This is a genomic window from Intestinibacillus sp. Marseille-P6563 (assembly GCF_900604335.1).
Lineage (GTDB): Bacteria > Bacillota > Clostridia > Oscillospirales > Butyricicoccaceae > Butyricicoccus_B.
This window is the reverse complement of sequence record NZ_UWOD01000002.1, coordinates 141,815-153,730: the sequence shown is the minus strand read 5'-3', so window position 1 is coordinate 153,730 and position 11,916 is coordinate 141,815. Positions and strand designations below refer to the sequence as shown.

Here is an 11,916-nt window from a genome sequence, read left to right as displayed (position 1 = left end):
CATGCGCCGGTTTTTCAAATGGGGGTATCCGATGCTGCTAATCGGACTGATTGCGCTATGGTTATCCCTTTTGACGTCATCTGGTTTGCTGTTTGGGTCGGAGATTGACTGGTATTGTCAACATATTGCCTTAGCGGAGACCATTCGGACCGAGTGCATCCAGCAGCATACGCTCGCCCCGGCGTTTCTGCCGCTGGGTGGAGGGACCAATGGGTATCAGTTTGCATACTATGGATACTTTCGGCCGGATATCCTGCTTGGCTGCCTGCTGCCGCAGGTCCCGATGACCATTTTGGTGCCGCTGTATCTAATCGTGGGCTATATCGCTGCGACGCTGCTGTGCTATGCGCTGCTGCGAAGCCACAAGCTGGAACCGTTCTGGGCCTTTCTGGGCAGTGGTTTGTTCTTGAGTGCCGCCTGCTTTTTTCATTTGCACCGGCAAATCATGTTTGTCAATTTCCTGCCGTTTTTCCTGGCTGCGTTGCTGACGATACGAAAAGGAAAAATGCACGTCTTGCCTCTATGGTTCTTCCTCATCTGCATCCATAGCTTTTACTATGCCCCGGCTTGTATGCTCATCGCGGGCTGGTATTGGTATCAGCAGGAGGGAAACCTTCGGTTTTGGAAAAAATATCTGAGCACCACGATTTTAGGGACTGCCATGGCCGCCATGCTCCTGCTTCCCACTGGCCTTGCGATCTTAGAGCATCGCCGCGCATCGACAGGGGGCGGGCTTGTGGACATCCTGGCGCCCAATCTGACGCTCAAAGGGCTGCTGTATAGCAATTACGGCATTGGACTGACTGCGATCTGTCTGTATGCCTTGCTGTTGGGATTGGCCTATCGGCGTTTCCGGCGGGACAGCATCGTCTATCTGGTGGTCACGGTCTGGAATCTGGCGTCCTATCTGCTCAATGGCACGCTGTATACCCGGCCCAAGATCCTGATCCCGTTTTTGCCGCTGCTGGTGCTCCATACAGTTTGCATTCTGCGCGCTGTGTTCCAGCGGGAAATTCAGGCTCGGCTGTGGCCTGGCATCGTGCTGCTCGGCGCACTCATCCCGTATTTAAACGCGGACAGGCTGCCCTGGTTGGCTGCCGATGTGCTGCTGGTGATGGGATTCATGGGGTGTACGCGGTATGTGCGGCAGCCTGCCTGGTATGGCCTTTTGTTGGTGCTGCCGTATGTGCTGTCCATCCAAATCTCCCGGACCGAAGATTTTGCCGTACAAAGAGAAGCGCCCGCATTTTCAGCCGGGGAGTATCAGCAGGTCTATCAGGATACCCGCTATCGGTTTGACAGCCTGAAAGCTCCGCTCGATCAATGCAATCGGCTGGATTTTGCCGGGCAGAAAAAAAGCACCATGTATTCTTCGGTGACCAACAGCGCCTATAACACGGTGTTTTTCGATGTGTTGCAGACGCCCATCCGGGTTAACAACCGTACGGCCATGATCGCGGAAAGCAATCCATTTTTGCTGCGGCTGATGGGGGTGCGGTATATCCAGACACCGGCCAGCAAAGTCCCGGCCGGCTATACGGTCATCGAGCAGCGCGATAACGTCGTGCTGGCCGAAAACCCATCGGTTTTGCCCATTGCCTATGGGACCACAGAGGTCATGGGACAGGAGCAGTTTGACATACTGGACGAGACCGAGCAGCTGGAAGCCATCACGACCCACACCATTGTGCCCGAAGCCTCGGTGCAGGAGCAAACCGCATCCATCCAAACCGTGCAGCCGTCACTGGACACCATCGACTGGCCGGACAGCGTGCAGGTGGAAGAAACCGAAAATGGATACCGCCTGCATGTGACGAAGGAGAGTACCATTTCGCTATCCTCGGAGGGCTTGCCCGCCGACCGGATCTTGCTGCTGGATTTCACGGTGGAAAACCATACGCGGCGCGCGGTCGAGATTACGATCAATGGCATTCGAAACCGGCTTTCCAATGCCGCAGCACCTTATCCCAATGGCAATGACCATTTTCATTATCAAATTTCAGGGGCAGAAGGCATATCCGAATTGCGCATCACCCTCACAAAAGGAGAGTATACCATCCGCGATCTTCGCTGGCAGCAATGCCCGCTTGATCTTCTGACCGAACAGGAGATCGGGCCAATCGAGGATTCCTCCGAACAGGCGATTGTATCCGGCAGTCTGACCATGGAAGAAGACGGGTATTTGGTGACCTCCATTCCGCTGCAACATGGCATGCAGCTGTTTATCGATAACCAGGAAACACCCATTGAGCGGGTGAATCTGGCTTTTGTAGGGGCGAAGCTCACAGCTGGCCGGCATACGATACGGCTGGAGTTTACACCACCGGGACAACAAGTAGGATATGGCGTAAGCCTGCTTGCCTTTGTCCTGTTTGGTTTTACATGGTATCGACGAAAGGAGAAACGGAAAAATGGAACAAAAACGTGAACTGGGTTGTTACATCATATCCGGCGGTGTGACCACAGCGGTCAACTATGTGCTGTATGCGGCGTTCCTGGCGCTGCATCTGGACTATCTGGTCGCCAATGGTCTGGCTTGGTGCGGCGCGGTGGTTGCCGCCTATTGGATGAATCGCAAATGGGTCTTTCGTTCGGAAAATGCGGTCGGTCGGGAATTTTTCTCGTTCGCCGCAGCCCGGCTGCTGACCTTAGCGGTCGAAAGCGCCTGCCTGTGGGTCGCGATCGACTGTTTGCACATCCTGCCCATCCCAGCCAAGCTGCTGGTCAGCGTGGTGACGGTGGTAGGCAATTATGTGCTGTGCAAGTATAAGATTTTTGCCAGTGAGGGTGCATGAGATGGATAAGATCAGTATCATTGTACCCTGCTATAACGAAGAAAAGGTTTTGCCGCTCTTTTATCAGGAGATTTGCAAAATTTTTGCCGGCATGCCGCAGGTGCAGGGAGAATTTCTGTTTATCGACGACGGCAGCCGCGATCATACGCTGGACATTCTGCAAAGCCTGGTGGCGCAGGACACCCGCTGTCGGTTCTTATCCTTTTCGCGCAATTTTGGCAAGGAAGCGGCTATGTATGCTGGGCTTCAAAACGCACAGGGCGACTATTGTGTGATTATGGATGCCGATTTGCAGCATCCGCCGTCCTTGCTGCCCGAAATGTACCGGGTCGTCCGGGACGAGGGATATGACTGCTGCGCCGGGTTCCGGCAGGACCGGGAAGGGGAAGGCAAAATGCGCAATTTCCTTTCGCGTGCCTTTTACCGACTGATGGACCGAATTTGCAACTTGGAAATGCGCGATGGCGCCGGAGATTTCCGCATGATGAGCCGCACAATGGTGCAGGCCATCCTGCAGTGCCAGGAGTACAACCGCTATATGAAAGGTCTGTTCTCCTTTGTCGGGTTTGATACCAAGTGGATTCCGTTCCACAATACCCCGCGGGCAGCCGGGGAGACCAAATGGAATCTGCGCAGCCTGTTCCGGTATGCGCTGGAAGGGATTTTTTCGTTTTCCACGGCGCCTATCACTTTGGTGGGTGTAATTGGCCTGGTTTTGGTTGCGGCCGCCTTTCTGTTTGGAATGGGCCTCATGGTGCGTGGCCTGATTTGGGCTGGTACGGTCAATGGGCTGGCGGTTGTGGTCGATGTGCTTTTGCTTTTAAGCGGACTGCAATTTATCTTTTTGTCCATTGTGGGGCAGTATATCACCAAGGATTATATGGAAAATAAAAACCGTCCGGTGTATATCGTCAAACGAAGCGGCGGCACGGTCAAACAGAATCACGCATAAGAAAACCCCCGCTTGTAGCGGGGGTTTTTTAATGCCGCTTTACCGGCAAATGAATTTCGCAGCAATAGGCGGCTTCGGTCACATGAAAAATGGCACGCCCGCCATGGGCGCGTGCGATTTGCCCGACAAGCTTGAGTCCGGTTCCATGGGCCGCTCCGCCATCGGCTTCTATCCCATAGGCATTGGGCTGGGGCGCAGCACCGGTGGAATGCGGGGCATCATTCGTCACCCACAGCACATAGGTCTTTTCCTGCAACTTGACCCCAAGGGTGATGGCGCAGCCGTCTGGATTGTGCTGAATGCAGTTGCCCACCAGATTATACAGCGCCCGGCATAGCAGGAACCGGTCGGCTTCCAGCGGCGGCATTGGAGAAGACGCAATATCGACCGACAGGGAAAAACGCGGGTCCAGACCGCTGTTGAGGACCTCGGCAGCGACTTGGCGCACCAGCGCTGCCGGATAGAGTGTGGTTTTGCGCAGCGGCTGCATGGCATAATCCAGCCGCATGGTGAGATTGAGGTCATTGACCAGTTCTTTGATGCGCTGGCTTTGCCGGACCAGGACAGACGCCTTACTCCGCTGCGCCGCCGATAGGGAAGGGTCCTGCTCCAGTTCGCTGGCATACCCCATGACCATGCTCAGCGGGGTGCGGATATCGTGCGAAACGCCGCTGACCCAGTCGGCGCGCGCCTGGTCGCGCTGCTTCTGTTCGGCGCGGAACCAGCGCCGCAGCAGAAGAGAACACAACCATACCACCATGCTGATACTGAGCAGAAAAAACAGCGGACCGCCCCAAAAGAGAACATTCAAACTGGCGAGTGAAGATTCAAAGGTGTATTTCCAAGTCGTGTTCTGCGGAGCGCCCACGACAAGCAAGCCATCGTCCCGCACTTGGCATTGCACCGGATAATCGCAGAGATACCACCGCGTAAACGCGGCAATGTCATTGCGGGAATAGGTGGTGGGGACTTCGGGCGGCTTGGCTTCCGACCAGACCACAACGCCATCCGGATCAATCAGCATGGCCCAAAGGTCTTGCTGCTGCAACAGTTCCTGCCCGGTGAAGGTATAATGGTTGGACGCATCGCACGAAAGCGCGTCGGAGATCGACCGCATCGGTGCGTTCCAGGACTGGGTTTGTCCCGCCGAATACAGGACAAAGGACAGCAGGCTCACAAAAAACAGCCCGATTGTGACCACAATGGCCAGAACGATGAGCATGACTGTGCGGAAAAAGATGGTTGCCTGTTTCATGAGGTCCCCTCCGGCGCCAAACGGTAGCCCAGCCCACGCACGGTCAGCAAATAACGCGGATGGGATGGGTCGTCTTCGATCTTTTCCCGCAGCCGGCGGATATGCACCATCAGTGTATTTTCATACCCTACGAGTGTGCCTTCCCAAAGCGCGGCACACAGCGCGTCAATGGTCACAATGTTGCCGCGGTTGCACCATAGTTTGTGCAGCAAGGCATATTCTTTGGCGGTCAGCGACACCGGCTGTGCACCGCCCGACACCGTTCCGGTGCCCCAATCGACCGTACGGCGACCAAGTGTCAAAGAGGCGGTCTGCTTTTGCCCATAGACGCGGCGCAAAACGGCGGCCAGCCGCAGGCAAAGTTCCTTTGGCAGAAAGGGTTTGGTGATGTAGTCATCCGCGCCCAGCCCCAGGCCGCGCAGCCGCGCCTCATCTTCGTCGCGGGCGGATAAAAATAGCACCGGCACATCGCGTTCCTGCCGCAAGCGCTGAAACAGCGAAAAACCGTCCCCGTCAGGCAGCATCACATCGAGCAGCACTGCATCCGGCTGTTCGGCGGCCGCCACCGCCGCGCCTTCGACACAGGTCGCTGCCGTAAAAACAATATATTGTTCGGCCAATAAGATGTCCCGCACCATGTGTCGCAGGGCGGGTTCATCATCGACCAAGAGAATTTTATAAGACATGGTTTTGGTCCCTCCCGTTGTTATCATAACACAATTTGCGTCCTCTGTAAGGAACGAGCCATAAAAAGTAAGGCAAACGTAAGGTTGCCTTCATGTACACGTAAGGAAGGTCCGGTATGATAAAGCCAAAAGGAGGAGATCGACATGGAGATCGTACAAACACAAGGGCTCTGCAAGCGGTATGGCGATGCGATGCGGGTCAGGGAGTTGGCGTTATCGGTGCCGGAAGGCACGGTCTACGGATTTTTGGGACCCAATGGCGCAGGCAAATCGACTACACTCAAAATGATTTTGGGACTGGCCCATCCGACCGCCGGACAAATCACGGTATTCGGCCAGCCGCTGACGGCCAAGAACCGGCTGTCCATCCTGCGGGATGTGGGCAGTCTGATCGAAAGTCCGAGCTATTACGGCCATTTGACGGGCGAGGAAAACTTACGCATCGTGCAGACCCTGCGCGGCGCACCCGAACGGAATATTGCCGAGGTGCTGCAAATCGTGCGGCTGACCGGACAGAAGGATAAAAAGGTTGCGCATTATTCACTCGGCATGAAACAGCGGTTGGGGCTGGCCAGCGCGCTGCTGGGATTCCCCAAGCTGCTGATTTTAGATGAGCCGACCAATGGTTTGGACCCGGCCGGCATCCAGGAGATGCGCGAACTCATCTGCGAGCTGCCCAAACAGTTTGGCATGACTGTACTGGTGTCCAGCCACTTGCTCAGCGAAATTGACCAAATGGCCGATGTGGTGGGCATCATTGCCAACGGTGAACTGGTGTTTCAAGACAGGCTGGAGCGCCTGCACGCGCGCAGCCGGCGCAATCTGGCGCTGCGCACCAGCAACAATGCCGTTGCCGGGGAATGGCTGAGCCGCATGGGGATTCAATCCGAAGTCCAGGAAGACTATCTGCTGCTGCCCGATTTGGAGGATGCAGCGGTGCGGCAGGTGGGCCGTGCCCTGGTGGGGCAGGGGATCGATTTGCTGCGTCTGGAACTGCGGGAAAACAGTTTGGAGGATATTTTCCTAGAGCTGACCGGCGGAAAGGCGGCAAGTCTATGAAAGCACTGCGAATGGAATTTTATAAATGCCGCCGCCGAAAAATATGGCTGGCACCGCTGCTGATGCTGGCCGCACAGCTTACCTGGGGTCTGTATTCGCTTCGCAATGCAGATGCGAAAGAACTCGCGCAAGGCTGGGCGAGCATCCTGTATAATTTTCCGATACTCAATGCCATGATGACGCCAATCATCGCGGCTGTGGTTGCGTCCCGCATTGCGGACATTGAGCACAAAGGGCAGACGCTCAAGCTGCTGGAAACTATACAGCGCACCGGAGCCCTGTTTGACGCCAAGTTCCTGTGTGCCGCCTGGACCATGACCTGGATGGTTGTAATGCAGACGGTAGCTGTCGTGATTTTTGGACTGTATCAGGGCTTTTTGGGAGCGCCGCCCTGGGATCAGATCGGAAAGCATCTGCTGGCGACTTGGAGCGTGACCCTGACCATTTTGCTCATTCAATTGATTTTGTCCCTGCTGATACAAAACCAGATGATCGGCATGCTGCTGGGACTGCTCGGGGCGCTGGTCGGCTTGTTTTCGCTGTTTTTCCCACAGAGCTTGCAGCGGCTGTTTGTCTGGGCCTACTATGGCATCCTTTATGTGTCTGCCGTGGATTGGGACCCGGATACCCGGGTGGTGGATTATTATTTCACGGCATTTGACTGGCAGGGGATGCTGTGCATCGTCGTTATCTTTGTCCTGCTGTATGCGATTGGACGCTGGATGTTTGTGCGCAAGGAGGTGTGAGGGGATATGATGCGTTCCATTCGAGCCGAAATAATGAAGCTGCGGCGTTCGTGTATCTGGCTGGCCATGCTGTTTTTGCCGCTGCTATCTGCGGGATTTGGCACCGCCAATTATCTGGGCAACCTGTCGATTTTGCAGGACCAGTGGTATTCGCTCTGGACCCAGCATGCGCTGTTTTACTGCACGCTCTTTGCGCCCGCTCTCACGGGGGTATACTGTGCCTATGTCTGCCGGTTGGAGCATTTGAACCGCAACTGGAACTTAGTGATGACCATGCCAGTGTCCCGGGCGCAGATTTGGATGAGTAAGATCATCGTAGTATCCATGCTGACCGGCTTGACCCAGCTGTTCATCGGCATCCTGTTTGTGCTGTCGGGCAAGGTTGCGGGGCTCACAGCGCCAATCCCGCTCGCGCTGGTGTTTTGGCTGGTGCGCGGCTGGTGTAGTCTGATCGTACAGACGGCGGTGCTGCTCTGTGTGGCACTCGTCATACGGTCGTTTGCGGTACCGGTCGCCTGCGGCATTGGCGGCGGCTTCCTGGGGATTGCAGTGCTGGTCAAAGGATTTGGCGTATACTTTCCTTTTTCCCTGCTGCCGCTATCTATGTGTTCGCACAACCCAACCGAGCCCATGCAATGCAGCGCGGGACTCTTTGTGTGTATGTCGCTGTTTTATTTCCTGTTGGCCTGCGCATGCGGGATCAGCTGGATGCGCCGCAGGGACGTGCAGACCGCATAAGAAAAGCGCCCTTCCATAGGGAGGGCGCCTTTGGGTTTTATTCGGCGTAATCGTTGATTTTGCCAAGTAGGCTTTGTTCGGTGTCGTCGATGTAGGTATAAGAATCCGGCACCGTGCCGACAATGACCGTATCGGTAACTGTCATGCGGTTGGTAATGCTGACATCACAGCCGCCCATGGCGGTCATCAGCCGCGCGTCAGCCTGGATTTCAAGCAAAATCTGATGGCGGGTCTGGTTGATGCCGGCCGAGGTAAAGGCGCTGATAAAATCAGCGTCTGCATATCCCAGCGAGGCCACACCGACATGAATAGTAGGCCCGCGCCCGGCAAAGAGAGTGGGGAAGAAGACCGACCCGAGCGGGATGTCCACTCCGCCCTGTTCGAGAGTATTGAGCGCGTCATACGCTGCGCGGGAAAGCTGCACCTTGAGATAATCGGCCAAGATGGTGTCGGTTTTCAGTGCCGTGACCTGATTTTCGTTGTCCCGCTCCAGCGTGACCAGATCTTCGTATTGGGCGCGGTTTTGATAAATTACATCGGTCAGCGTATCGTGAATGGCGTAGGAGGCGGTTTGCTGCACCAGATTTTGTGCATATTCCAGCACAATGGGACGCAGCAGACGCAAAAAAATCCAGGTGCATCCCAAGCTGCACAGGAGCAAAAGAATCAGCCAGGCACGCCAGTTGATCCGCCGCATCCGATACCACCTCCCCAAAGGAAGGATATGCGTGGCAGATACAGAATAGAAGATGGAAAAAAGCCGTTGACAACTAGGAACAGAAAGGATATAATGGAAACACGTTTCCAAGAGGGAGTAGTTCGAAGGATTGCTATCAACATCCCGATCCATTTGTGATCTGGTAGCGATCGCCGATGCAAAGCGGTTACAAGACTTTTGTGAAAACGTCCTGTTAGAGGCAGGACGTTTCACAAAAGTCTTTTTTTATGCCGCGTTTGATTCCTGATACGGCAGCGTATAATAAAACAAAAAAGAAGGGGAAACGCGATGGAATCATTTTTTTATCGACAGACTACCGACCAAACTTTGCAGCAGATGCAAAGTTCTCGGACGGGCCTGGATGCCGCGCAAGCGGCCGAGCGCATCCAGAAATATGGCCCCAATGAACTGCAAGAAGGCAAGAAAAAATCGATTGTCCAGGTCTTTTTGGAGCAGTTCAAAGACCTACTGGTTATCATCTTGCTGGCAGCGGCCCTGATTTCCATGGTATCCGGCAATGTAGAGAGTACGATCGTAATTTTTGCCGTGCTGCTGCTCAACGCAGTCTTGGGCACCGTGCAGCACTGCAAAGCTGAGAAGTCGCTGCAAGGTTTGAAGTCCATGTCAGCCCCCAGCGCCAAGGTGATCCGGCAAGGCGTGCGCCAGGTGATCCCTTCGGCGCAGGTGGTACCCGGCGACATTGTCGAACTGGAAGCCGGGGACTTGGTCGTTGCCGATGGCCGGATTTTGGAAAATTTTTCGCTCAAGGTCAATGAAAGTGCGCTGACCGGTGAGAGCGAAAGCGTGGAAAAAACACAGGATGTGATTGCCGGGGACCAAGTCGCATTGGGGGACCGGCGCAATATGGTGTTTTCCGGTTCGCTGGTCACGTATGGCCGGGCTGTGGTTGTGGTAACGGCGACCGGCATGCAGACCGAACTCGGCAAAGTCGCAGCGCTGATGAACCAGACCCAGCAGCGAAAGACGCCGCTTCAGCAGAGTTTGGATGACTTCAGTCGCCGCTTGGCTGCAATTATTTTGGTGATTTGTGTGGGCGTGTTTGCCCTGACCCTGTATCATGCAGGAGAGATCACCATGCCGGCGGTTTTGGATTCCATGATGTTTGCGGTTGCGCTGGCTGTGGCCGCCATCCCGGAAGCGCTCAGCTCGATTGTGACCATCGTGCAGGCCATGGGAACGCAAAAAATGGCCCGCCAGCATGCCATCATCAAAGAACTGAAAGCCGTCGAAACGTTGGGCGCAGTGTCGGTCATCTGTTCGGATAAGACCGGCACCCTGACCCAAAACAAAATGACCCCGCAAAAGATCTATGCCGATGGGGAGCTGCTCGACCAGGAACATCTGAACTTGGCCAACGATGTGCAGCGATTGCTGCTCAAAGCAGCGCTGTTGGCCAGCGATGCGACCACCGACGAGCAGACCGGCGCCGCCATTGGCGATCCGACCGAGATCGCGCTGGTTATGATCGGCGACCGTCTGGGTGTGGAGGAAAACGCCTACCGGGCGCAGCATCCCCGGCTGCAAGAGTTGGCTTTTGATTCCGACCGCAAGCTCATGAGCACGCTCCATGAAATTGACGGAACGCCGACGCTGTATACCAAAGGTGCCATGGACGTGCTGCTGGACCGGTCACATTACGTGATGACCTCCCGCGGACCCGAACCCATGACCGAAAAATGGCGGGCCCAAATTGAGCAAATCAATTTGCAGCTTTCCCAAGAAGGCTTGCGGGTGCTGGCCTTTGCCTGCAAGACCTTGCCGGAAGTTCGGCCGCTGACCTTGGAAGACGAATCGGGATTTACTTTCCTGGGACTCATCTCCATGATCGACCCGCCGCGGCCCGAAGCGATTCAGGCCGTCGCAGACGCCAAGCGGGGCGGCATTCGAACGATTATGATTACAGGCGACCATAAGATTACCGCGTCTGCCATTGCCCGGCAGATCGGCATTTTGGAGGAAGGGGATACCGCAGTCGCGGGCGTCGAGCTGGACGCAATGACCGACGCCGAACTGGATGAAAAGTTAGAGCATATCGCCGTATATGCCCGTGTATCGCCCGAGCATAAGATTCGCATTGTGCAGGCATGGCAGCGGCGCGGGAAGATTGTTTCCATGACTGGCGACGGCGTCAACGATGCGCCTGCCCTCAAGGCAGCCGATATCGGCGTTGCCATGGGCATTACCGGCACCGAGGTTTCCAAGGACGCAGCATCTATGATCCTAACCGATGATAATTTTGCAACGATCGTCGGCGCGGTCGTCAATGGCCGCGGGGTCTATACCAACATCAAAAATGCGATCAATTTCCTTCTGTCCGGCAACATGGCGGGCATCCTGTGCGTACTGCTGACCTCAATTTTGGCGCTTCCGGCACCCTTTGCGCCGGTGCACCTGTTGTTTATTAACCTGTTGACCGATTCGCTGCCGGCCATTGCAATTGGCATGGAACCGGCTACCGGCGACCTTCTGGGAAATAAGCCACGCGATCCCAAGGAGCCCATTTTAACACCGAGTCTACTACGACGGATTTTGGTGTACGGTATTTTGATTGCCAGCGTAACCATGGGAGCCTATTTCATCGGCCTGAGAGGTGGGGGCGCAAATATGGCAATGACATTAGCCTTTGCGACCCTGACGCTGGCGCGGCTGTTCCATGGCTTTAACTGCCGGGGAGAGAAGTCGGTATTCCAGCTTGGTTTGCGCAGCAATCCTGCCAGCCTGCTCGCGTTTGGGGCAGGGGTCTTGCTGTTGGCTGCGGTGTTGTTCATCCCCGGACTGAATGGTCTGTTCCAAGTGGCCGAAGGTTCGGTACAATGGCTTGGAATCGTAGCCGCTCTGGCAGTTTTGCCGACCGTTGTCATCCAGCTTTATAAAGTGTGCACAAAATAAAACGGAATCCCCGTGTGTCCTAATAAGGGCACACGGGGATAAAAAAACAGCGCAGGT

At 55.3% G+C, this 11,916-nt stretch carries 10 protein-coding genes; 7 read left to right on the top strand and 3 right to left on the bottom strand.

What is annotated here, in order from left to right:
• Positions 1–31 precede the first annotated feature (31 nt).
• From EFB11_RS08850 to EFB11_RS08840, 3 genes are read left to right on the top strand one after another with little or no spacing between them, the layout of a single operon-like run.
• Complete coding sequence (locus EFB11_RS08850) at positions 32–2,428, top strand: YfhO family protein (RefSeq protein WP_164706691.1); 2,397 nt, start codon at positions 32–34, stop codon at positions 2,426–2,428.
• Positions 2,412–2,795, top strand: coding sequence for a GtrA family protein (locus tag EFB11_RS08845; protein ID WP_122789883.1), 384 nt, complete (start codon positions 2,412–2,414; stop codon positions 2,793–2,795). The genes EFB11_RS08850 and EFB11_RS08845 overlap by 17 nt, the downstream gene beginning before the upstream one ends.
• A 1-nt stretch (position 2,796) precedes the next feature.
• A complete protein-coding gene (locus tag EFB11_RS08840) occupies positions 2,797–3,747 on the top strand; it encodes a glycosyltransferase family 2 protein (RefSeq protein WP_122789882.1) in 951 nt (316 codons plus the stop codon).
• 28 nt (positions 3,748–3,775) lie between these two features.
• Here the strand turns inward: EFB11_RS08840 and EFB11_RS08835 are convergent, their stop codons facing one another.
• Both EFB11_RS08835 and EFB11_RS08830 read right to left on the bottom strand, forming a co-directional pair.
• Positions 3,776–5,002, bottom strand: coding sequence for a sensor histidine kinase (locus tag EFB11_RS08835; RefSeq protein ID WP_122789881.1), 1,227 nt, complete (start codon positions 5,000–5,002; stop codon positions 3,776–3,778).
• Positions 4,999–5,688 carry a response regulator transcription factor gene (locus EFB11_RS08830; RefSeq protein WP_122789880.1) on the bottom strand — a complete coding sequence of 230 codons (690 nt, stop codon included), beginning with the start codon at positions 5,686–5,688 and terminating at the stop codon, positions 4,999–5,001. Before EFB11_RS08830 ends, EFB11_RS08835 begins: the two co-directional genes overlap by 4 nt.
• A 144-nt stretch (positions 5,689–5,832) precedes the next feature.
• Between EFB11_RS08830 and EFB11_RS08825 the strand changes: the two genes are divergently transcribed.
• The 3 genes from EFB11_RS08825 to EFB11_RS08815 are packed head-to-tail and all read left to right on the top strand — an operon-like array spanning position 5,833 to position 8,231.
• The gene (locus tag EFB11_RS08825) at positions 5,833–6,747 is read left to right on the top strand and encodes an ABC transporter ATP-binding protein (protein WP_122789879.1); all 915 of its coding nucleotides are present in this window, start codon (positions 5,833–5,835) and stop codon (positions 6,745–6,747) included.
• Positions 6,744–7,493 (top strand): ABC transporter permease, encoded by a 750-nt coding sequence (locus EFB11_RS08820; protein WP_122789878.1) that lies wholly within the window; start codon positions 6,744–6,746, stop codon positions 7,491–7,493. The genes EFB11_RS08825 and EFB11_RS08820 overlap by 4 nt, the downstream gene beginning before the upstream one ends.
• Positions 7,494–7,499: 6 nt before the next feature.
• On the top strand, positions 7,500–8,231 hold the full coding sequence (locus tag EFB11_RS08815) for an ABC transporter permease (RefSeq protein WP_122789877.1): 732 nt from the start codon (positions 7,500–7,502) through the stop codon (positions 8,229–8,231).
• Positions 8,232–8,268: 37 nt separating this feature from the next.
• Here EFB11_RS08815 and yunB read toward each other — a convergent pair whose 3' ends face one another.
• Positions 8,269–8,928, bottom strand: coding sequence for a sporulation protein YunB (gene yunB / locus EFB11_RS08810; protein WP_164706690.1), 660 nt, complete (start codon positions 8,926–8,928; stop codon positions 8,269–8,271).
• 309 nt (positions 8,929–9,237) lie between these two features.
• Between yunB and EFB11_RS08805 the strand changes: the two genes are divergently transcribed.
• On the top strand, positions 9,238–11,859 hold the full coding sequence (locus EFB11_RS08805; protein ID WP_122789875.1) for a cation-translocating P-type ATPase: 2,622 nt from the start codon (positions 9,238–9,240) through the stop codon (positions 11,857–11,859).
• Positions 11,860–11,916 lie beyond the last annotated feature (57 nt).